Below are 21699 nucleotides of genomic sequence, written 5' to 3'. Positions count from 1 at the left end.
GCGCGACATCGCCCAGGGGGTGGGTTTCAAGGCGCAGGTTGAACATCATTTCGCCGTCGGTGAGGTTGCTGAAGGTGTCCGGGCGCAGGGCCAGGTCCTGGTTGCGGAAGTCGGTGTTGGCGCGCAGGACGCCGTTGTAGATGCCGATCCAGTACCTGAGCCAGCTCACGTCTTCGCCGATCTTGCCGCCGCTTCTTGGGTAACATGCATTCAGGTCGGCAAGAATTTTTTGTGTATTTTTACCGGCTTTTAGGTCGGCGATGACCAAATAGAGATCCTTTGCCGGATGCAGCTCCTCGATGTCTATCCTTTCTCCGTCAAAAGTCATAAATACGGGCGTATTGCCGTAAGCGCAAGCCTGATCCATGCGTCCGCATCTCGACGGAGTCAGGATCTCTCCCTGATAGGCTATTTCCATCTCCCCGCGCTTGGTCAATTTTAGATCGTATAAAAGATTAAAAGCGCGTGCCACCATAACATTATTGGCTGCTGATGACGAAAGCCCCTTGCGAATCGGCAAATCCATTTTGTAATTGTCGATTTCCAATCCCTGCACATTATAATGGCAAAGCATATAGTAAGCAACGCCGGCCGTATAGCTGTAAAAGCCGCCTTCTTCGGCGATTGCCAGGAGCTTTTCCGGGACCATCTCGATTTCGTGCGGCCCGAGTTGTGATCCATCGGGCAGAGTGGTGGTGATGATCAGTTTCGAAGGGTGTCGCTTTACACGGGCATAAATGCCCTGATTCGTACCGACCAGCAGACAGTAGCCTTTGGTGATCGTTGAATCGATGCGGCGGTATCCGCCTGCCCAATCGGAATGCTCGCCGAATAAACAGAGCCTTCCTGGTACAAAGAGATCGTAAACCTCCTCCATTTTTGTCAAAGCTCCTCTTTGGATATTTTTTCGAACAAATCGCCCACAGATTCGCCCTTATGAATTGCCCAGATGGCATCTGCAAACAGTTTTCCGACGGAAAGCACTTTTAGTTTGGGATACTTTGCGGCTTCCAACTGCGGCAAAGTGTTGGTCGTCACGACCTGTTCTATGCAGGAATCCTGAAATTTTTGCAGCGCATCGTTGGAAAAGAAACCGTGCGTACAACATGCCCAGATTTTAGCGGCGCCCTGTTCTTTTAGGATTTTTGCGGCTTCGAGCATGGAGCCGCCGGAAAGAATCTCATCGTCGATGAGTAAAACGTCTTTATTGCGGGGATCGCCGATGACGTTCAGCATGACGACTTCTTCGCGGTCGCCGAGTCTCTCTTTGTCGAGGATGACCATCTGAAGGTCAAGAGCGCGGGCAAAGACGCGCGAAGCCTTGGCGCTGCCGACGTCCGGCGCCGCCACAACGGCGTTCCGCAAATCCATTTGCCGAAAATGGCGAATGAGAATAGGCGTGGCCAGCAGCTGATCGATGGGAATACGGGGAAATCCCATGATTTGCGGCGAATGCAGAGTCATGGTTAATATACGGTCTGCACCGGCGGTTTCCAATAGATCAGTGATTAGTCTTGCCGTGATCGAGATGCGCGGCTCGTCTTTTTTGTCGGAACGGCTGTAAAAGTAGTTGGGCATGACGGCGGTAATTCTGCCGGCTGACGCATATTTGAGCGCGTCGATTAAAATGAGTAACTCGACCAGATGCTCGTTGGTCGGCTGGGAGGCCGTTTGAATGACGAAAACGTCGGCATTACGAACGTTCTCTTCGACCTTGATCTTGATATTGCCGTTGGAAAAGCGCTTAATGGTTAATTGGCCCGGCTTGACCTGCAAATGTTCGCAAATTTCTTTCGCCAGTGCCGGGTTACTGCTGCCGTGAAACACCTTGAGTCTGCGAAGCACTTTTACCTTCCTTCAGTAATTCGTAATATCCTTTATCAATGAGCGATGACGGTGAAATCGAAAACTGCTGCAGCAGCCATTCGACATGCTTGGTTGCCTGCTGCGAATCGCTGTTTATGACTGCTTCGAATTCGATAAAATTTCCTAGGTCCCGTACCTGATCCAAATGGATTCTTACATTTTTCCATAAGAGCAATGTGCGCATCTTTTCAACAACGATATCCTGAACAAGCACGTTAGACAAAACTCCCTGCAAAAGCTGCGGCTGGTCGGTAAAAAATATTTCGTACTCGCTTGGGCGCGGCCCGGGTTCGCAGGAACGCCGGTAAGCGATCAATTGCGCCGGATCGCCTTCCTGCAGCCGAAGTTTTAATCGGCCTTGGGGCGTCTGCCAGTAGATATCCGATTGGCGTTTACGCCACTGAAACGTCGCTCCTATGGCGCAGGCGATTTTCTCGGCGCGCTCGAGATCTGCGTAAAGTGCTTTAACCTCGATATTCTTTTTCACATGAAGTAGACCTTTTTATTGCTTTTCTCGATAAAGTCCGTTCTCGCAAATGATTTCCTCTACCGCTGCAGGCACCCAATACCGAATGCTTTTTCCGTTTCGAATTCGATCTCGAATTGCCGAAGCCGAGATGTTGAGCAGCGGCGAGTTAAGGTATCTGATGACGGCTTTGTCGAGAACAACCGGCAAAGTTGAATTTTGCTCGGCCCGGGCGGCAACCGCCAAGGAGGCAAGCCGTACGATTTCTTCGGGCTCCTTCCACTTGTCGAAATCCTTGAGATTATCCTGACCGATAATCAAAAACAATCGCTCTCTGTCGATTTGCCACTGGGTCGCAAAGTATCGTAAAGTTTCGACGGTATACGAAATGTTTTGTCGACGGATCTCGTAATCCGAGGCAAAAAAAGCGGAATTGCCGGCTACGGCGCGCCTGACCATTTCCAACCGGATTTCTGCAGGAGAGATGTTCCGATTCGGTTTGTGCGGCGGAAGGTACGAGGGCACGAAAATCACGCGATCCAGATTGAGATCGTCGCGCGCCGCTTCGGCGATAATTAAATGAGCAATATGAATCGGATCAAAAGTTCCGCCGTAGATACCGACCCTCACGCTCAGTTCCCCTTTTTATCTTCACCTTGCGCTGAATGAGCGGAGCGCTGTTGATGCTTGTTGTAATCATTTTTCGTCTGTATAATTTTGCTGCGGACGCGCGGCATCCATTCATGTTTGGGATATTTTTGCACAAAAGCGGTCAACAAGTCCAGCGCCTCCTGATACTTGCCCAATCTTCTATGGCATTCGGCGCTCCAATATAGAGCCCTTGGCGCAAAGGGGGTATCGAAATACTCTTCAAGTACTTTATCATAGTAAATGATCGCCGACTCGTAATATCTCATCTTGCGGTAAATTTCACCCGACGAATAGACTTTTTCCGCAAATTTGCTCCTTGCCTGCAGCAGGTACTGCTCGACTTCCGTTTTCAAAATACTGGCGGGATAGTCTTCGAGAAATTCTTGAAAATGCATAACGGCCTGTTTGGTGTAATCTTGATCCAATCCGTAATGCGGTGAAAGTTTAAAGTAGCTCAGTCCGAGTTTGAACTTTGCATCATCCGTGTATTCGGAATTGGGATAGACTTTCAGCAGGCGTTCATATTCACTTGCGGCCAGCAAGTATTCTTTGAGGTGAAAGTGACACTCTGCAAGGTAAAATTGCGCCTTGTCGGCAATAAGGCTGCCGCTGTGGCTGAGCGTTAGAATGCGGAATTGCGTTTTGGCTTCCAAATAATCGCCTTTTTGATAGAGTCGAAGCGCAAAAGCCATCCGCTCCTCTTCGGAAGCATTAACTGGGATCTTTTTGGTACCCGCACAAGAGAAAAAAACAATCAATGCTAAAAAAAAGGGAAAAATCTTTTTCATAATAAATCCCGCGCTATTGACTTCGGTAAAAGTAAAAAATTAGGGCAACCGCAAGGGTTACGGCAGATGCAGCGCCAAATTCCAGCCACTGTCGGCTTTTCGAACGCCTCCATGATCCGATGGTAAAAGACCACAGTCGATTTTCGACTGCCGTAACGTCTGCGGAAATCGTGTCGCTTTCTGCCAGGCAAAGCCGATCGACAAACGGCATTGTACCGTCGGAAGTCGCTAATTTGAAGAAAATTTCCGCTTTGATTCGACGGTTTATGCGGCCCTTTTTAAGATAACGATATTCGATTTCACTCGCCGGCAAATAATAAAGCACGGCGGCGGCAATATCAGGATCTTTTTTTGTCGAAACTCTGCAGCCTCGTTTGGAAAAGGCTGAAAAAGCGCCTTCCTCCACCACCCAATTCAGCCGGTTTTCTGCATCCAAGCTTTGCAAGATGAAAACCGTATCGGCTACACTGATGCGGGTCCACAAAGTATCGATCGAGTTTTCAAAAAGCCGAGACAACAGCTGCAAATTAGACGGCGCCTGTGCCCGAGTTGTGGTCATAAAAAGCAGCAAAAAAGACCCTATTGCGTACCCTAATATTTTTTTCATTCCTGCCTTTTTCTTTTCAGAGGCGAATTAGGAGCGCCAGGCGATGTTCCAAATTGGGTTGATTGTTCGTTGTAACCGTCTGTAGACAATAATTTAACATTATTTTCCCAAAAATAAAATCTCTCCTTTTCAGCCGGCGGAATTGGCCCAATCCAAATCCAGCAGAAATCTTGTTTTCTTTTTCATGAAAATAACCGGCGCGCAAGGCTAAAAAAGAGAACGGCGTCAATTCGACGCCCCCGTGAAAATGGACGGCATCGGACGAATCTTCTTGGGTCACTTTGCGAAAGTCCATAGCCAGTTGAATGGCTTCAGAGGCCAGCCAGGAGAGTCCGAAATTGACGTCTTGTCTATCAACTTGGTACTTGCTTTCCATGGCCGAGCGGGCTTCTTGGGGGAGGTTAAAGACTGTTGCTCCAACAGAAAAGCGGTACGTCGGCGAAATAAGGATGCCGTAAGATGAGCCTATGCTGCGGTCGATTCGGAATTCGCCTTCGCCGATCTCGCCAAGATTAAAAAAAAGCAGCGAGGCGCCGAGCGATATTTGTTGGGCGGGTGTTAAGCGAAAGGCGGCAATATGATGATTCCAATCCGCTATACCCTCACCTGCTGTTTGAATATCGTTGAGATCGCGAAAGGGTGAGCTTGAAAGCTCTTCGCTCAATAAGGCGGTCGCTTGGAAAGGGCCGTAGGCAAATGAGACGAACCGCAGCGCCATTCCTGCCGCCGCAAGATAATCAGTCGGAGTGAGCGAGGTACGAACCGAAACGCGTTCGATACCGCGGGCGAGGGCCACAAGTCCTAAAGGATCCACGGCAACTCTAAAGTTTTCTTCTTTTTCGATAAGGGCGGCAGGATTATAGAACGAGCTTTCAATGGCGTCTCGAACGGCAGTAAACGCGCCGCCCATGGCAAGGGAACGGGTCATGATCGATGACGTAAAGTAAAACGAGTTCGTCACCTCGGCGCGGACCGAGCAAAACAACGGCAAGGCGATTAAGAAAAAGAGTGTCCTCCTCCTGTTTTTCATTTTTTTATCGCCCTCGCCGACAAACAGAACATCAGTAAGGCTGCGGAAAGAATCGCTGCTGCATCGGCAAAGATATGACCATGCCGGAGAAAAAAGGTCTTTTCGTCGGACAACCGGACTTGATCCACAACCACTGCCTGCGTATAGATTTTCGTTGCTTTTCTTATTCTGCCGAAGCGATCTATGAAACAAGATACGCCGGTGTTGGCGCATCGGGCAATGTCGCGCCGAGTTTCGATTGCCCGAAAGACGGCAATTTGGTTGTGCTGAAAGGGCCCCTGCGTTTTTCCAAACCATGCGTCATTGGTTATAATGATAAGGAATTGAGCACCCTTATCCACATAGCGGCGAACGTGTTCAGGGAACACCGATTCATAGCAGATGGCCGCTGAGGTTTTGAAACGCCTGCCGATGGACTCGGTGCGCATTGGCCCGTCGAAAACCGTTTCCTCCTCCCCCACCGCATAGTCGCCGAGACCAAAATTCCACAAAAGAGTTTTTAGGAGCCGAAACAGGAAAAAAGATTTGTACGGTACCCGTTCGGAAAACGGCACCAATTTCATTTTATGATGATGTTGAAAGCCCTGCCGATTGGGTTCGATGAACAAAGCGCTGTTATAGTAGACGTAATTTTGTTCGTCAATATAGCGATAATCCAGTGCGCCGGTAAGAAAACATATCCGCGGTGCATCAATCAGGCGATGGATGCGGGCTTGATAGTGGGGTTCGGAGCGCAAATAAAATGAGACGGCGGTTTCCGGCCAGATGATCAAATCGAGATTGGAATCGAGAACGGAAGCGGTCAAGCGCTCATAAAGGGAAAAATTATTTTCATACAAGTTTTCCGACCACTTTTCGTTGGGATCGAGATTGGCCTGAATCATTGCGATGCGCAGTAACTCGTCCTGCTCTGCCGGAGCGCGCATACGATGAAGGCCGTGTCCCAACGGCAGGGCCCATAGGACCACGATCGATAATGACAAAAGAACCCGACGATGCTTGTCATTGCCGCTTTTTAGGAGCAAAAAGAGCAGAACGTTGAGCAGAGCCACCCAAAAGCCGACCCCATAGACCGAAAAATACTCGGCGAACTGGATAAGAGGCAAATAATAGGTTTGCGTATAACCGAGATAGTTCCATGGAAATGCCAATTCGGAAAACGATTGAAGGTATTCCATCGCCGTCCAAAGAAACGGGGCAAAGAGGAAAGCGGAATCACCGAATCTTTGCTTGAGAAGGGTAAACGAAACGCTCCACAATGCAAGATAGAGCGGCCATACCAACAGAACCCCGATAAAACCGCCGAATGTTGCCCAGGCGATCCAATTGAGAGTGAGGACGGCGATAATGGCGCCGGTAAAATAGCCCCATCGAGCGGCCTCTTTCAGACTTTTTCTCTCGATCAATAAGAAAAAGGGGACCAACGCCCCATAGGCCAAAAAGCCGGTTTTGAAGGGAGGCAGGGAAAAAGCGAAAAGAGCACCTGAAAGCGCAGCCAGGCCGATTTCTTTTTTATTCATCAGAAGGGTTTCCTGAAGCGTCTTTGCGAGTTTGGGGATCAAGTTTGTTGATCGGCGGTGCGTTTAACGACATCGAGCCGCTGCAGAAAACTCTGCAAAAGATAGGCTGCGGCGATTTGATCGATCTGTTCTTTTTCTTGCGAAGGAGAACGACCCGTTTCGCGCAGCAGGCGCTCTGCGCTTAGGGTCGTCCACCTTTCGTCCCAAAGGAAAATCGGCATATCGATCAATACGGAAGCTAATTGTTTGGCGAACTGCTCGGCTTTCCGGCACATCTCCCCTGCCTCTCCGCTCATTTGTATCGGCTTGCCGATTACGATCGCCCGAATATTCTGCTCGGCAATGATGACCTGCAGCTTTTCGGCTACGGATCGAATTCCCTCATTGCGTAAAGTTTTTAGGCTGAAAGCAGAGAATTGCAAAGGATCACTGACGGCAAGTCCGATACGCTTCTCGCCGTAATCAATGCCGAGAATTCTTCCCGAAGGGATAGCCAGCAGGTAAGATTTTTCAGCCGGCAAGATCTTCATAATGATTATTCCGCTTCCCGCTTGAGCGGTTCTTTGAGCACTTCTTTCAACAGCTTGCCGGCCTTAAAATGAGTTTTCCGACGAGGAGGCACATAGATGATCTCGCCGGTTTTGGGATTTCGCGCTTTGGGTTTCGCTTTTGTCTTTTTTACTTCAAAAACGCCGAAATCGCGAATCTCTATGCGAATCTCGGGATCCGCTTCCATCATAAACTCTCTTAGCGCTTGGAATACCCCGTCGACGACCTTTTCGGTCAAATAGATCTTTTCGCCGACAATCTTGGCAGTTCGTTTCGCAACATCTTTTTTGGTTACGGTCCTGATGTGATCTTCCATGTGCTTGCTCCTCAGTTGATATGATTCAGATCGTCATGACACCAATGCATTGAAACGTTCGATGGCAACCACGCCTTCAACCTTTTTCAAATTGGCAATCAGTTTGTTCAGGTGGTCGAGATTGTAGACTTCGACTTCCAAGCGGCAGGTGAAAAGGGAATTATCTGTTCCCATTTTCATGCTGACAATGACCGAATCCGATTTCTCAACATTTGCAGAGATGTCCGCCAGTGTATTCTTGCGGCGCTCGCCGAGTACCTGCAGTCCGGCGACAAAGCGCTTCGATTCGCTGCTGATGTTCCAGCTGACATCCATAATTCGGTCGGGGTTCTGGATCAGCTGCTCTAAATTTTTGCATGCGTTCGAATGCACCACGATGCCGCGCCCTTTGGTAATGACGCCGGTGATCGGCTCACCGGGAACCGGGTTGCAGCAACGGGCAAAGTTGACCAGGATGTTGTCCATACCCGCGACGCGAATGGTGCTCTCGGACTTGCGCTGCCTGACCAGCCATTGCGGAAATTTGGCTTTTTGCGGCTGGAGCTTTTGCGCATCTGGAACCAGACGGCGCAGCACGGTTTCTAATTTCAGGTTCCCGCGCCCCAACGCCGCCAAAAGTTGCTTCTCGGAATTATAATGGAGTTTCTCGGCCAGATCGCTCAGATTGATATTTTTATACTTGAGTCCGATCCGATTGACTCCGCCTGCCAGGATTTCCTGACCCAGGTTCACGCTGCTTTCGAATTCGACGTCGCGGAGATATTTTTTGATCTTTGAGCGCGCCTTGCTGGTTACGACGAACTGCAGCCAATCTTTGTTGGGGTATTTATTGGGCGAAGTAATGATGGCAACGACGTCGCCGCTTTTTAGCTTGTAGCTTAACGGCTGGATACGGTTATTGACGCGGGCGGCAAAACAGTGCATGCCGATGTCCGTATGCACGGCAAAAGCGAAATCCACCGGCGTTGAGTTGACGGGAAGTCGATAGAGGTCGCCCTTGGGTGTGTAAACGAAAATTTCGTCCGGAAAAAGGTTGATTTTGAGATGCTCGAGGAAGGATTCGTCGTCCTGCTCCTCCTCGGATTCGAGGAACTGCCGTAACCATGTAAGTTGCCGGTCGAGTTCGTCCTCGTGCAGCTTGCCTTCTTTGTAGCGCCAATGAGCAGCGATTCCCTCTTCGGCAACTCGGTGCATATCTTCGGTGCGGATCTGCACTTCGTACTTTTTGCCGAGCGGCCCAATGATGGTTGTATGAATCGACTGGTAACCGTTGGCCTTGGGATTGGCAATATAGTCTTTGAACCGTTCGTTGATCGGCTTGTGCAGCGAATGGACTATGCCGAGGGCGGCGTAACAATCGCTGACTTTGTCGACAATAATGCGGATGGCCTGGAGGTCAGTTATCTCCTCGAACGGTACGCCGCGCACGGTCATTTTGTGCCAGATACTGGCATAATGCTTGGCTCGGCCCTCCAATCGCGCTGGGATGTGGTTTTTTACCAACTCGTTGCGGATAGAGTTGGTGATGATCAGAATGGCTTGTTCCCGCTCTTCTTTGGTCTCGGCGACGCGTCTGACCAAATCTTGATACGTTTCGGGTTCCAGATGCTTGAAGGCCAGATCCTCGAGTTCGGCTTTGATGCGCGACAGCCCCAAGCGATGCGCCAGCGGCGCATAAACCTGCTGAGTTTCAAGGGCTATGCGGCGACGCTTTTCCTCAGCCAGATATTCCAAAGTGCGCATGTTGTGCAGACGGTCGGCGAACTTGATCAGGATGACGCGGATGTCGTGCACCATCGACATCAGCATCTTTTTGAAATTTTCCGCTTGTTGGCGCTGAAATCCGGTCAGCTTTAGATTGGAGATCTTGGTCACGCCGTCGACCAAACGAGCCACCTGCTCCCCGAACTCCTTACGGATCATATCTAGCGTGACATAGGTGTCCTCGACCGTATCGTGCAGGATGCCGCCGATGACGGTCTGATAGTCCATCTTTAAGCCGACGAGGATCTTGGCGACTTCGAGCGGGTGCTCAAAGTAGGGTTCGCCGGAATTACGACGCTGACCCTTGTGCGCTTCGTAGCTCAGCTCAAAAGCGCGGCGTACCAGTTCAATGTCGGCGCTGTTCTGATAGCGCGCCATGCGCAGCAACAGCCCTTCGACGGTTTCGCCGTAGCTTTGCGCCAGGGTGGGTTCAGAGGTTGTCGTCGTTTGCGTCTGCATTTACAAAATTAAAATAGATCTTCACGCAAGACGGGAATTTCTTCCCGATAATCTTCCAAATTGGCAAATTGAACGTATTTGCTGAGAAAGACCAACTCGATGTCTCCGGTCGGCCCGTTTCGCTGTTTGGCAACGATGACCTCGGCGCGCGTTTGGCCGTCGATTTCATCACCCTTCGCCTGCGCCGGTCGGTGGATGAAAATAACGACGTCGGCGTCCTGCTCAATGGCTCCGGATTCGCGAAGGTCGGACAAAACCGGCCTGCCGTCGCTGCGCGCTTCAACGGCACGCGACAACTGTGAAAGCGCCAACACCGGGATGTCCAGTTCCTTAGCCAGGTTTTTCAGCGACTGCGAAATCATGGCGATTTCGATCTGACGATTTTCGACTCGCGTCGCCAGGCGCATCAGCTGCAGATAGTCGATGACGATCAGCCCGATGTTGTGCTCGGCCTTTAAACGCCGCGCTTTGGAACGCAATTCTAAGACGGTAATGCCGGGCGTATCATCGATGAAAATCGGCATGGAAAACAGCTTTGAGGCCGACTGCGCCAGCAACTGCCATTCGCTCTCGGTCAATTTACCCAACCGGACGCGATGCGAGTCGAGGCGCGCCTCGGAACACAACATACGCATGGCCAGTTGATAGTCCGCCATTTCGAGGCTAAAGATGGCGACCGGATGTCCATTTACCGCTGCATTTCGGGCGATATTCAGCGCCAACGCCGTCTTACCCATAGACGGGCGTGCGGCCAAAATGATCAAATCGGAATTCTGCAGTCCCGAGAGAATGTGATCTAGTTTATGAAAACCGGTCGGAATTCCCGTCACATGGCCTTGTTTGCGCGAATTTTCATCGATCTTGTCCATGGCCTTCATGACCACGGGCTTGATGTGTGTGTAATCTTTGCGCGCCTTGTTCTCGGAAAGCGCAAAAATCTTGCGTTCCGCCGCGTCTATGATGTCGATGGCATCCTGGCCGTGCTGATAGCATTCCTGCTGAATCTCATCGGCGATGGTGATCAGCTTGCGCAGCAGCGCGCGGTCGAGCACAATTTTGCAATGATGCTCGACATTCGCCGTGCCCGGCACGCGTTCCACCAGTTCGGTCAAATAATAATGGCCGCCCACCGCTTCGAGTTGCCCGCGCTTTTCCAGCTCATTGGCAACAGTCAAAACATCGACCGGCAGGTTTTTTTCATGCAGCGCCAAGGCGGCCATAAAAATTTTCTTGTGCGCCTCTTTATAAAAACACGTTTCATCCAGCAGTTCCACCGCCGTGTTCACCGCCTCGGCGGAAAGCAGCATGGCGCCAATGACCGAATTTTCGGCCTCCATCGCCTGCGGGGGAATGCGGGTTGTCTCTTCTGCTTTCGCCATAACCACTTAACTGCAAATACCCAATTCGACCAGCTTCTGCTTGAAGAGCTGCAGGTCTTCCCAAGCCGGTCTTTTATATTGCGGCATCCGTAACAGAGCCGCCGGATGATAGGTCACCAACACAAACGCCTTGTTGAATGTAAACCATTTTTGTCTAAGACTACTAATCGCTTCGTCAGTGTTCAACAGCGATTGCGCGGCAAACCTTCCCAAACATAAAATAGTCATTGGGTTAATCAATTCAATCTGCTTTAGTAAATACGGCCTGCAAACAGCGATTTCCTCAGGAAGCGGATCGCGGTTTCGCGGCGGCCTGCATTTGAGCAGGTTGCAAATGTAAACGTCGCTTCGCTGCAAGCCGATGGCGGCAAGCATTTTGTTCAAAAGCTCGCCGGCCTCGCCGACAAACGGTCTGCCGAGCCGGTCTTCATCTGCACCCGGCGCTTCGCCTACCAAAAGGATGCGGGCATTCGGATTTCCCTCGCCGAATACAAACTGATGACGCAGCTTGCCCAACGAGCATCTCATGCAGGAGCGGATTGCGAGGTCCAGCGCATCGAGGGTTTCCGCGCCTTGCCAGGGCGCCGTTTCCGCTGCATAGGTTTGAACATCGGCATCAACGACCAAAGCCGACCGCGGAATTTGCGCATCGCCGTATAATTCAATGTCCTGCAATAAAAATTGTTCTAGTTCCTCGAGCATGTCACGCCTCAGCTCTCAGCAGTTCACCGACTGCGTTCAAGATTTCATCTGCCGCTCGACGCTTGCTCATTTTTTCGAACTTTTTCTCGCGGCCGTCGGCAAAAATCAGCGTGATCTTGTTGGTGTCGACTTCAAACCCGGCTTCGGGGTCGTCGGCCGGATTCAACACCATAATGTCGCAGTTTTTCTCCTCAAGCTTTCGTCGCGCTTTTTCCAATCCGTTGTCGGTCTCGAGAGAGAAACCGACGTGTATTCTATTTCCTTTGCGCTCACCGGCAGCACGAAGAATATCCGTGGTGTTTACCAACGTCAGCTGAAGCAGATCGCTTTTGGGACGTTTCTGCGGCGAAAACTCGGCGCACCGAAAATCGGCCGGCGCCGCCGCCATAATCAGTACGTCGTTTTCCGGCAGTCTTTTTTCGACCTCTTCCGCCATTTCTTCGGCGGTAGTAACCGGAACATGGCAAAGTGCGGCTCTCGGTTTCAAGAAAGTTGGGCCGCTGATCAGCGTCACCTCGGCGCCGCGCAGGACTGCTGCTTCCGCAATCGCGAAACCCATTTTGCCCGAGCTGCGGTTGGACAGGTAGCGCACCGGATCGATCGGCTCCCGCGTCGGCCCGGCAGTAATCAAAAAGCGGCGACCTCGAAATTCTTGTGTCCCGAACAGAGCGCACTGAATCGCCCAAAGGATCTGCTCGGTTTCCGCCAAGCGTCCGGCGCCGACTTCGCCGCAGGCGAGCTCTCCCGCTTCCGGATCGACAATCCTGACACCCGCCTCACGCAATCGGCTTTCGTTTCGACGATAGAGCGGATTGTTGTACATTTCGACGTTCATAGCGGGGCAAACGATCAGCGGAACGGTCGCAGCCAGCGCCAGCGAGGTCAATAGATTGTCCGCCAAACCGTTGGCGAGTTTGGCGATTGTGTTTGCCGTGGCAGGGCAAATGACGATCGCATCGGCCCAACGCGCCCAATCAATGTGGACGGTCGCCGCGCCGCCTTGCGCGGGAAACAAATCCAAACCGACCGGCTCACCGCATAACGTTTCGAATGTCAAGGGGGCAATAAACTGCCGGGCCGCTTCGGTCATCACCACGCGCACACGGGCGCCGTGTTTGACCAGTTCCCGCACCAAATAGGCGGTCTTGTAAGCGGCAATGCCGCCGCATACTCCAACCAGCAGTTTTTTGCCGCTCAGCTCCACACTTACCCTTCCGGTTCGATGTATTCAAAGGACAGTTTGCCTTCGAGCATTTCTTTCAAAGCGATCGTGGTCGGCTTGGGCAGCTTTAAATATTGCCCGTCGATATAATCACGATCCAGCGGCATATCCTCGTCTTCATCCGAATCTTTGGCTTCAGATGAACCAGTTACAACCTGCTGTTCAATGAGCCGCCGCTGCATTTCGTTGATCTGTCGCGCGCGGCGGGCGATGATAACCACGGCTTCGTAAATACTGCTGCACTTTTCCGTAAGTTTTTCCAAAGGAATTGCTTCCGTCATGAACAAACCTCCATGGAACTATGTTTTAACCTATCGTTAATCAACGCATTGACTTGAGAAACGGTCTTGTCGAGATCTTTATTAATGATGACCGCATCGAATTGATCCGCCTTGGCCAGCTCGTCCGGCAGACGTTCGAGACGCCGTTCGATCTGGTCGGGGGTCTCGGTCGATCGGCTGCAGAGCCTGTGAATGAGCTCGTCGATGCTCGGCGGTTTGAGAAAAATCAACAGCGCCCGACCGCCGAATTCCCGCTTGATATGCAGGGCGCCGTAAACATCCAAATCCATAAAGATGACCTTGCCGGCCTCCAGTTGTTCCAGCAGGCGACTTTTGGGCGTGCCGTAGTACCAATCGTGCACCTTTTCATATTCGATAAGATCGCCTTGCCGGATTGCGTTTTGAAACGTTTCGTCGTCGACGAAAAAATAATCGACTCCGTCCTGTTCGCCCTCGCGTCGCGGTCGCGTAGTCATCGAGATCGAGTAGCAATAGTTCGGCGGAGCACTTTCGAGTATCTTTTTGATGACGGTTGTCTTGCCGCCGCCTGAGGGCGAGGAAAGAACGACCAAAAGACCTTTTGCAGCCTTGTTATTCAATGTTCTGCACCTGCTCGCGAAGCTTTTCGATCTCTTCTTTAATCTCCACCACCAAATGGGCAATTTCGGCACTGTAAGATTTGGATGACATCGTGTTGGCCTCACGGTTCATTTCCTGCAGAAGGAAATTTAGTTTACGGCCTTGTGAAGTCTCGGCATCGAGCAATTCGCGAAAATGGGCTAAATGGCTGTCGAAACGCGTCAGCTCTTCCGTGATGTCGATGCGATCCGCGATGACGGCCAGTTCCATTTCAAGGCGGTCCTGATCGACTTTTTCATCAGGAAAAAACCTGCTGATGCGTTCGCTGAGCCGTTCGAACTTGACCATCGGTGCGTCCTTGGCCAGAGCCTCGATGCGCCGAACGATCTGCCCCATCGCGTCGAGACGCTTCTCGAAATCTTTGCGCAGCTCTTTTCCTTCCCGAAAACGCATGCTTTTGACCTGCAGCAGCGCTTCTTCAAGGGCGCTTCGCGTGCACTCCCAGATTTGCCCTCCCTTCTCGCTCTCCGTTTCAATTTCGATGACATTCGGCAGGGAGAGAAGCGCGGCCAAATCCAAGGAGCCGCCGATCGAGTATTTGCATCTTATTTCCTCGGCAGCCGCCACATATCCCGCCACCATCGCATGATTGAGCGTGGTTTTCTGGCCGATTTCGCCGCCGTTCTTTGCGGTTACGACGATGCTGACCCGGCCGCGGCTCAAAAAATTTCCGACGAGTTCGCGAATTTGGTTTTCATACGAGTTGAGAATGACAGGCGCTTTGAGCACAATGTCGAGAAAACGGTTGTTGACGCTCCTAACTTCGACGACGATTTCGCACTCGTCGACGACTGAGCTGCCGCGCCCATATCCGGTCATGCTTGCAATCATGCTGCCGCCAAATTTGCTTCTAAAGCTTAACGTTTTGTTTTATCATTAGTTTAAATTTTACGGAAAAAAAAGCTGATAGTCAACTGATATTTTGCCATTTAAGTAAAAAAATCGGTTCAGTCTAATCGGAATGGTTGTATGGGCGGCTGCGTGTTAATTTTTTCTGCGGAAACGCTCTTCTTCGAGGCGCAGGCGAAGCGAAACCCGATGTGTTTCCTTGAGGTCCGTGTGATTCATGAAGGCATAGTCGATGAACAACCGCGGCAAAGCGAATCCGGCGCCGGCAGTGAGGCAGCCCAAATCATCCCTGCCGATGCGGACGGCAAGACTATTGAGCAGAATGAATTCCGCACCCAAGCGAAAATTCAGGCTGACATCGCCCCAATGAAGGTCGGCAGTGGAATTTCGACCTTCGAATCGCATATCGGCGTCGGCCGCAAAAAGAATGCGGCTTTTCCACTTTGGGAACAGGAATGGATACGAGACACCGCTTTTGAGAGTCGGCGCGATAAGTTCTTTTTTTGATGTATTCCAGGCGAGCAGAGTGGTTGTCGCATCCTGCAGATTGACGCCCACCTTGAGCTGCCGCCAAGCATTCCAAAGAACCCCGATGTCGAAACCGATCCCCCAAGCCGAGTGGTCGCCTACCCCTTTATGGACAATCTTGGCATTCATTCCGAATGAGGTTCGACGATCGTACCGTCGGCTGTAACCGAAATAAGCGGCATATTCGGCGTCGCTTACCGTGCGATAGACATAAGGCCGATTGACGACCAGGTTGCCCTCTGCATCGACAAAAACGGTATCTTGCCGCAAGTCCGGCCGGGGAATAGTCGTGTAGGGAATGTCATCAACTCCGACGCGAATTAAAGAAAAAGTCAAACCGGCATTTTTCGGCAACGGCAGCGCCAAGCCGGCATAGTCATAATTGACCATACCGGCGAATTGTTCGGCATGCATAAAGGCGATTTCCGGATAAAGCAGCCGCGAAGATCCCGCAGGGTTCCAATAACCTCAGGTCACATCGTTGGCGACGGCGACGGCGGCTCCTCCCATGCCGAGCGCGCGCGCCCCGACTCCCATGCTCATAAATTCGCCGGCATATTTCGCAACCGAAGCGCTGAAAGCCTGACTTGTATGAAAAAGAATTATCAGCGTCAAAAAATGCCTTTTCACGTAACTTTCCTCATGATTTGCCTGCAGAGCCGGCCAGTTGCTTGAGCTGATCCAGCTTTTGCAGGGCTTCGATCGGCGTCAGTTCGTTGGGATTGATCTGCGCCAATTCTTGGCGCAACGATTTTTCGAGCTGTTCGAACAAATCAATTTGTCGTCCAGCCTGCACCTGCTGAGGTCGATGCAGCGCCAAACGCGGCTCGTTATCCGGCGTCAAGGCTTCCGCTTCCAGGTTCTTGAGCACTTCTTTTGCCCGCTCGATAACCGCTTTCGGCAAGCCGGCCAACTTTGCCACCTGAATTCCGTAGCTGTGATCGCAGCTGCCTGGAACGATTTTGCGCAAAAACACAATGTGATCGCCCCATTCGCGGACCGCCACATTGTAATTCTTTACACGCGGCAAGACCAGTTCCAGTTCCGTCAATTCATGATAGTGAGTGGCAAAAAGCGTTTTGGCTGCCAGCTTTGGGGTGTTGTGCAGGTATTCTACAACCGACCAGGCAATCGACAACCCGTCGAACGTGCTTGTGCCCCTGCCGATTTCATCGAGGATGATCAGGCTCCTGGCGGTGGCATTGTTGAGAATATTGGCGGTTTCGTTCATCTCGGTCAAAAAGGTGCTCTCCCCTGCCGCCAGGTTGTCCGAAGCACCGACTCTGGTAAACAGCCGATCCACCAAGCCGATCTTGGCCGAGGCAGCAGGCACAAAGCTGCCCATTTGCGCTAGGATGACAATCAAAGCGGTTTGTCGCAAAAAAGTCGATTTGCCCGCCATGTTGGGGCCGGTAATGATGAGAATCTGTTCGGTTTTGTTGTCCATGTACAGATCATTGGCCACAAACTGCTCGCCGGGCGGCAACAATCTTTCAATGACCGGATGCCTTCCCTCTTTGATTTCAAGGCGGTCGCTTTCGTCAATCTGAGGGCGACAATAGTGATGCTCAACCGCCGTCTGGGCAAGTGAAAAATAACAGTCCAGCTCGGCAATGAGCGCTGAATTCGTCTGCAGAGGAAGGGTAAAACTGAGGAGATAGTCGCGCAGTTCATTAAAGAGCTCGTATTCAATGGCCGCCATCTTTTCCTCGGCGCCCAATATTTTTTCCTCATACTCTTTGAGCTCCTGCGTGATAAAGCGCTCTGCATTGACCAAGGTTTGTTTACGAATGTAATGCGACGGCACGCGCGCAAGATTTGGCTTGGTTACTTCAATGTAATATCCGAACACCTTGTTATAGTTTACCTTCAATGAGGCTATGCCGGTCTTTTGCCGCTCCTCCTGCTGCAGACGGGCGATCCAGTCTTTGCCGGAATAGGCAATATCGCGCAGCGAGTCCAGTTCCTCATGATAACCGCGGCGAATAAATCCGCCTTCGGTTACGGATAACGGCGGATTTTCAACAATGGCTGAGGCAATGCGTCGGGCGACTTGTTCCAGCGTATCGAGCTCTTCCCGAATGGCGACGAGGCGATGACTCTTGCAGGCGACGAGTTGGCTTTTGATCTGAGCGATGGTTAGAAGGGCGTTTTTAACGGCATTTGCATCCCGTGCATTGGCGCGGTTGGTGGCAAATTTGGTTAGTAGCCGTTCGATGTCGCCGATTTGTCTGAGCAGCCCCCGCAGCTTTTCGCGCAGATCATTGTTCTGCATAAGCTCTTCAACGGCATCCTGGCGTAGACGAATTTTTTCCACATTGAGCAAGGGATAGAGGAGCCAATGAACCAGCTTGCGGCCTCCCATCGGCGTCAGAGTTTGGTCGATGACCGACAGCAGGGTGGCACGTCGATTCGACGCGTTCATCGGCGCTATCAATTCCAAATTCCGCCGCGTGGTGCTGTCGATCTGCATGATCTCGTCATCCGCCAGCAGCGAGATTTTTGCGATATGGCGAAGGCGTTCTTTTTGGTTTTCACGTAAATAGGCAAAGGCTGCTCCGGCGGCGGCAATCCCCAACGCGAGGCCCTCGATGCCGAACCCTTTCAAGGAAAGCGTGCCAAAGTGCTCCAACAAAAGATCGCGTCCCAAGTCATAGTTGAAATGCCATTCTTCCCGCACCGTAATCGGTATGTTGTTTAGAGAACGGCAGAGACGGCGCAGCGTTTCTTCTTGGGTTTCTGCGACGAGAATTTCGGCAGGTTCGATCGAGCGAATCTTTTCCTCCAAAATAGAGAGCGGGAACTCGCCTACTTCAAACTCACCCGTCGACACATCTGTTTTGGCGATGCCGAAGGCGTTCTTTTCAAAGCAAAGAGCCAGAAGAAAATTCTTTTTGCTTTCCAACAGATCATCCGAGACGGCGGTGCCCGGCGTGACAATTTCGATGACTTCCCGCTTGACGACCGTTTTGGCGAGTTTCGGATCTTCGACTTGTTCGCAGATGGCCACGCGATAGCCTGCTTTGATCATTTTCGCCAAATAGGTTTCCAGCGCGTGGTGCGGGAAACCGGCCAGCGGAACATCGGCAGCCTTGCCGTGGGAACGCGAGGTCAGGGTAATGCCCAGCACTTTGGCGCCGATATGAGCGTCCTCGTAGAACATTTCATAGAAATCGCCCATACGGAAAAACAGCACGGCATCTTTGTGCTGCTTTTTGATGCGGTGATATTGCTCCATCAGCGGAGTTGTCTGTTCCGGCTTCATTTGCTTTGTTTTGAATCAGAAATGCTGCTGTTATTTTCGCTGCCCCAATTCAGTTTGGAGCGCAGGACGGCAAAAAAGTCCCTCTGACCGATAGAGATCCATTTGACGCTGTATTCGGCTTTGGCGACGAGAAGCCTTTCTTTGGCCAAGAGTTGACATTGGTTTTGACCATCGATATTGATCTGCACCGGTTCGGCCTCTTTGCGGATCGACAGCTCGACGATGCAGTCATCCGTAAGCACAATGGGACGAACCGACAACGAATGAGGGCAAATGGGCGTCACGATCAGCGCATTCATAGTCGGCATGAGCAACGGTCCGCCGGCCGAGAGCGAATAAGCAGTAGATCCGGTTGGAGTCGCGACGATCAGTCCGTCGGCGCGATAGGAGTTGAGAAACCTGCCGTTGACGCGGGCATCAATGTAGATCAGTTTCGTTGTCGGCCCACGATCGACGACGACATCATTGAGGGCGTAAAAAGTGCGTCGGAGGTATTTTCGCTCGACGGTGATGCGCAATGCCATGCGGTCGATCAGGGTGTATCGACCGGCAATGAGGTCATCTAATGTCTGCTCGACCTCTTCCATTAATACTTCGGCCAAGAAACCCAAGGTACCGATGTTGATGCCGAGAATCGGTTTGCCGGCGGCGCCGACTTGTCGAGCGGTTGAAAGAATGGTGCCGTCACCGCCGAACGTCGCCAAAACATCGCAAATCTCTGCCAGCCGCTCGATCGCTAAAACTCTCTCCTTTTCGGGCGAATCGAGGAACCTTTTCAGATCTTCGGAAAAAAAGTAATCAAGGTTGCGCGTTTGCAGCAAAGCAGCAAATGTTTTCGCCGCAGCGACGGCCTTGGGTTTTTGGATATTTGCGATTATGCCGAGCTTCATCGGAAAAGAAATGAGGGCAAAATTTTATGCCGCTGGATCAAGTGATGGCCGGCGCGCGAACGCAGCAGAGTTTTGTAGATTCCTTCTTCCGTCAATCCCAAAGCGGCCAATAGTTCATGGCGTTCGCCCTGCTCGATGAATTGGTCGGGAATGCCGAGCCGTATCAATTCCACTCCCTCGATGCCGCGGTCTGCGAGCAGCTCGGCGACGGCGCTGCCAAAACCGCCGTTTAATGTCCCCTCCTCGAGTGTAACGACGGTTCGATGCGTTTTGGCCAAATCGGTGATTAAATCGCCGTCGAGCGGCTTGACGAAGCGGGCATTGACGACGGTCAGCTTTTTGCCGAATTCCTGCGCAAAGCGTTGTGCAGCGCGCCAGGCAGGATAGACCAGCGAGCCGAGCGCAAGCAAGACAATGCTTTCTCCCGACTCAAGTATTTCGGCTTTGCCGAGCGGCAGGGCGGTGAAATCGGAATCGAGGGGGATTCCCCACCCTTCTCCGCGCGGATAGCGGACAGCGCAAGGACCGCTTTCGTAGCTCAATGCGGTGTAAAGCATGTGCCGGAGCTCGTTTTCATCTTTGGGGGCCATGATCACCATATCGGGCACGGTGCGCAGATAAGCCAGGTCAAAGGTACCGTGATGTGTGGGGCCGTCGTCGCCGACCAACCCGCCGCGGTCGATGCAGAAAACCACAGGCAGGTTTTGTAATGCCACGTCGTGGATGACCATGTCGAACGCACGCTGCAGAAACGAAGAATAGACGGCAAAAAAAGGCCGCATGCCCTGTTTGGCGAGTCCCGCGGCAAATGTAACGGCATGTCCTTCAGCAATGCCTACATCGAAGAATCGGGTAGGGAACTTTTGCGAAAAGGCGCTCAATCCCGATCCCAAACTCATGGCGGCGGTGATGGCGATTAATCGAGGCTCGCGCTCCGCCAATTCAACGATGGTTTGACCAAAGATTTGCGTGTATGTGGGTCCGTTCGTTTTGAGCGGCTCTCCGGTGGCAAGATCGAATTTCCCCAAGCCGTGAAAAACCGTTGCGTTCTGCTCGGCCGGCGGATATCCTTTGCCTTTTTTGGTGATGACGTGAACCAGCAAAGGCCCTTTTAGGTTTTTGATCTCCTGAAAAAGGGTGATCATGTCGCCGATGTCATGGCCGTCGACTGGTCCAAAATATCGAAAGCCCAGACGCTCAAAAAGGACTCCCGGCGTAATGAAAGCCTTCAGGCTTTCCTCCAACCGGCGTACGATTTTGCGGATGACCGGGCCCATGCTCTCCATTTTTCCGGTCAATTCCCACACATCGCTTTTGATGCGGTTGTAAACAGGATTGGCGATTATACTCGTAAGATAGTTGGAAATTGCGCCAACATTCGGTGAAATGGACATGCTGTTGTCATTGAGTATGACGATAAAATCTTTGCCCGAAGCACCGGCGTTGTTCAATCCTTCATAAGCCAACCCGCCGGTCAAAGCGCCGTCGCCGACCACTGCGATCACTTTAAAGCGCTCGTTCTTTAGATCGCGCGCGCACGCCATCCCAAAGGCGGCGGAAATGGCCGTACTCGAATGACCGACGCCGAAGGCATCGTATTCGCTTTCAGCCGGTTTTGGAAAACCGCTGATGCCCTTATAGCAGCGAATGGTATGAAAGCGATCCTTTCTGCCGGTAAGCAGCTTGTGCGCATAACATTGGTGGCCCACATCCCAAACAATCTGGTCATCGGGAGTGTCGAACACATAATGAAGGGCGAGCGTCAGCTCGACGACACCGAGAGAAGGTGCCAAATGGCCGCCGTTTTGGGCGATCGTCTCGATAATGATTTCGCGCAGTTCCTGTGCCAACAGGCGCAGTTCTTCATGCGTTAGATTCTTGATGTCCTTCGGCGAATTGACTGCTTCCAAAAGGGACCGTTTCATAGC

At 51.8% G+C, this 21699-nt stretch carries 22 protein-coding genes; all 22 read right to left on the bottom strand.

Features of this window, described 5'->3' with window-relative positions:
- Window positions 1-877: hypothetical protein (locus tag ONB24_11480; GenBank protein MDZ7316738.1), on the bottom strand; the 877-nt coding region annotated here is incomplete at its 3' end.
- A gap of 5 nt (window positions 878-882) precedes the next feature.
- Window positions 883-1845 (bottom strand): ribose-phosphate pyrophosphokinase, encoded by a 963-nt coding sequence (locus tag ONB24_11475; GenBank protein MDZ7316737.1) that lies wholly within the window; start codon window positions 1843-1845, stop codon window positions 883-885.
- A complete protein-coding gene (locus ONB24_11470) occupies window positions 1808-2353 on the bottom strand; it encodes a class IV adenylate cyclase (GenBank protein MDZ7316736.1) in 546 nt (181 codons plus the stop codon). Before ONB24_11470 ends, ONB24_11475 begins: the two co-directional genes overlap by 38 nt.
- Window positions 2354-2368: 15 nt before the next feature.
- On the bottom strand, window positions 2369-2962 hold the full coding sequence (gene nadD, locus ONB24_11465; protein MDZ7316735.1) for a nicotinate-nucleotide adenylyltransferase: 594 nt from the start codon (window positions 2960-2962) through the stop codon (window positions 2369-2371).
- A 2-nt stretch (window positions 2963-2964) separates the two neighbouring features.
- The gene (bamD, locus tag ONB24_11460) at window positions 2965-3771 is read right to left on the bottom strand and encodes an outer membrane protein assembly factor BamD (GenBank protein ID MDZ7316734.1); all 807 of its coding nucleotides are present in this window, start codon (window positions 3769-3771) and stop codon (window positions 2965-2967) included.
- A gap of 13 nt (window positions 3772-3784) precedes the next feature.
- On the bottom strand, window positions 3785-4297 hold the full coding sequence (locus ONB24_11455) for a hypothetical protein (GenBank protein ID MDZ7316733.1): 513 nt from the start codon (window positions 4295-4297) through the stop codon (window positions 3785-3787).
- 97 nt (window positions 4298-4394) lie between these two features.
- Window positions 4395-5408 carry a hypothetical protein gene (locus tag ONB24_11450; protein MDZ7316732.1) on the bottom strand — a complete coding sequence of 338 codons (1014 nt, stop codon included), beginning with the start codon at window positions 5406-5408 and terminating at the stop codon, window positions 4395-4397.
- A complete protein-coding gene (gene lnt / locus ONB24_11445) occupies window positions 5405-6928 on the bottom strand; it encodes an apolipoprotein N-acyltransferase (GenBank protein MDZ7316731.1) in 1524 nt (507 codons plus the stop codon). The genes ONB24_11450 and lnt overlap by 4 nt, the downstream gene beginning before the upstream one ends.
- A 38-nt stretch (window positions 6929-6966) precedes the next feature.
- The gene (ruvX, locus tag ONB24_11440) at window positions 6967-7458 is read right to left on the bottom strand and encodes a Holliday junction resolvase RuvX (protein MDZ7316730.1); all 492 of its coding nucleotides are present in this window, start codon (window positions 7456-7458) and stop codon (window positions 6967-6969) included.
- A 5-nt stretch (window positions 7459-7463) separates the two neighbouring features.
- The gene (locus ONB24_11435) at window positions 7464-7793 is read right to left on the bottom strand and encodes an integration host factor subunit beta (protein MDZ7316729.1); all 330 of its coding nucleotides are present in this window, start codon (window positions 7791-7793) and stop codon (window positions 7464-7466) included.
- A gap of 33 nt (window positions 7794-7826) precedes the next feature.
- Window positions 7827-10016 (bottom strand): bifunctional (p)ppGpp synthetase/guanosine-3',5'-bis(diphosphate) 3'-pyrophosphohydrolase, encoded by a 2190-nt coding sequence (locus ONB24_11430; GenBank protein MDZ7316728.1) that lies wholly within the window; start codon window positions 10014-10016, stop codon window positions 7827-7829.
- 8 nt (window positions 10017-10024) lie between these two features.
- Window positions 10025-11395, bottom strand: a complete 1371-nt coding sequence (gene dnaB, locus ONB24_11425) for a replicative DNA helicase (protein MDZ7316727.1) — start codon at window positions 11393-11395, stop codon at window positions 10025-10027.
- 6 nt (window positions 11396-11401) lie between these two features.
- A complete protein-coding gene (locus ONB24_11420) occupies window positions 11402-12097 on the bottom strand; it encodes a uracil-DNA glycosylase (protein ID MDZ7316726.1) in 696 nt (231 codons plus the stop codon).
- A 1-nt stretch (window position 12098) separates the two neighbouring features.
- Entirely contained in the window at window positions 12099-13301 is a 1203-nt protein-coding gene (gene coaBC, locus ONB24_11415) for a bifunctional phosphopantothenoylcysteine decarboxylase/phosphopantothenate--cysteine ligase CoaBC (protein ID MDZ7316725.1), read from the bottom strand.
- A 2-nt stretch (window positions 13302-13303) separates the two neighbouring features.
- Window positions 13304-13600, bottom strand: coding sequence for a DNA-directed RNA polymerase subunit omega (gene rpoZ, locus ONB24_11410; GenBank protein MDZ7316724.1), 297 nt, complete (start codon window positions 13598-13600; stop codon window positions 13304-13306).
- The gene (gene gmk / locus ONB24_11405) at window positions 13597-14199 is read right to left on the bottom strand and encodes a guanylate kinase (protein MDZ7316723.1); all 603 of its coding nucleotides are present in this window, start codon (window positions 14197-14199) and stop codon (window positions 13597-13599) included. Before gmk ends, rpoZ begins: the two co-directional genes overlap by 4 nt.
- Window positions 14192-15070: a YicC family protein gene (locus ONB24_11400; GenBank protein ID MDZ7316722.1), complete on the bottom strand. Its 879-nt coding sequence runs from the start codon at window positions 15068-15070 to the stop codon at window positions 14192-14194. Before ONB24_11400 ends, gmk begins: the two co-directional genes overlap by 8 nt.
- 153 nt (window positions 15071-15223) lie before the next feature.
- Window positions 15224-16030: a hypothetical protein gene (locus ONB24_11395; protein MDZ7316721.1), complete on the bottom strand. Its 807-nt coding sequence runs from the start codon at window positions 16028-16030 to the stop codon at window positions 15224-15226.
- 54 nt (window positions 16031-16084) lie between these two features.
- Window positions 16085-16246, bottom strand: coding sequence for a hypothetical protein (locus tag ONB24_11390; GenBank protein MDZ7316720.1), 162 nt, complete (start codon window positions 16244-16246; stop codon window positions 16085-16087).
- Window positions 16247-16256: 10 nt separating this feature from the next.
- Complete coding sequence (gene mutS / locus ONB24_11385; protein ID MDZ7316719.1) at window positions 16257-18881, bottom strand: DNA mismatch repair protein MutS; 2625 nt, start codon at window positions 18879-18881, stop codon at window positions 16257-16259.
- On the bottom strand, window positions 18878-19771 hold the full coding sequence (locus ONB24_11380) for an NAD(+)/NADH kinase (protein ID MDZ7316718.1): 894 nt from the start codon (window positions 19769-19771) through the stop codon (window positions 18878-18880). Before ONB24_11380 ends, mutS begins: the two co-directional genes overlap by 4 nt.
- Window positions 19768-21696, bottom strand: a complete 1929-nt coding sequence (gene dxs / locus ONB24_11375; GenBank protein ID MDZ7316717.1) for a 1-deoxy-D-xylulose-5-phosphate synthase — start codon at window positions 21694-21696, stop codon at window positions 19768-19770. The genes ONB24_11380 and dxs overlap by 4 nt, the downstream gene beginning before the upstream one ends.
- Window positions 21697-21699 lie beyond the last annotated feature (3 nt).

The organism is candidate division KSB1 bacterium, assembly GCA_034505495.1.
GTDB lineage: Bacteria > Zhuqueibacterota > Zhuqueibacteria > Residuimicrobiales > Krinioviventaceae > Fontimicrobium_A.
This window is presented reverse-complemented; position numbering and strand designations above follow the sequence as displayed.

Coding starts and splice junctions, on each gene's coding strand:
- bamD (MDZ7316734.1), bottom strand. CDS start 3,771: ATGAAAAAGATTTTTCCCTTTTTTTTAGCATTGATTGTTTTTTTCTCT.
- ONB24_11450 (MDZ7316732.1), bottom strand. CDS start 5,408: ATGAAAAACAGGAGGAGGACACTCTTTTTCTTAATCGCCTTGCCGTTG.
- lnt (MDZ7316731.1), bottom strand. CDS start 6,928: ATGAATAAAAAAGAAATCGGCCTGGCTGCGCTTTCAGGTGCTCTTTTC.
- ruvX (MDZ7316730.1), bottom strand. CDS start 7,458: ATGAAGATCTTGCCGGCTGAAAAATCTTACCTGCTGGCTATCCCTTCG.
- ONB24_11435 (MDZ7316729.1), bottom strand. CDS start 7,793: ATGGAAGATCACATCAGGACCGTAACCAAAAAAGATGTTGCGAAACGA.
- ONB24_11430 (MDZ7316728.1), bottom strand. CDS start 10,016: ATGCAGACGCAAACGACGACAACCTCTGAACCCACCCTGGCGCAAAGC.
- dnaB (MDZ7316727.1), bottom strand. CDS start 11,395: ATGGCGAAAGCAGAAGAGACAACCCGCATTCCCCCGCAGGCGATGGAG.
- ONB24_11420 (MDZ7316726.1), bottom strand. CDS start 12,097: ATGCTCGAGGAACTAGAACAATTTTTATTGCAGGACATTGAATTATAC.
- rpoZ (MDZ7316724.1), bottom strand. CDS start 13,600: ATGACGGAAGCAATTCCTTTGGAAAAACTTACGGAAAAGTGCAGCAGT.
- ONB24_11400 (MDZ7316722.1), bottom strand. CDS start 15,070: ATGATTGCAAGCATGACCGGATATGGGCGCGGCAGCTCAGTCGTCGAC.
- ONB24_11395 (MDZ7316721.1), bottom strand. CDS start 16,030: ATGCATGCCGAACAATTCGCCGGTATGGTCAATTATGACTATGCCGGC.
- mutS (MDZ7316719.1), bottom strand. CDS start 18,881: ATGAAGCCGGAACAGACAACTCCGCTGATGGAGCAATATCACCGCATC.
- ONB24_11380 (MDZ7316718.1), bottom strand. CDS start 19,771: ATGAAGCTCGGCATAATCGCAAATATCCAAAAACCCAAGGCCGTCGCT.
- dxs (MDZ7316717.1), bottom strand. CDS start 21,696: ATGAAACGGTCCCTTTTGGAAGCAGTCAATTCGCCGAAGGACATCAAG.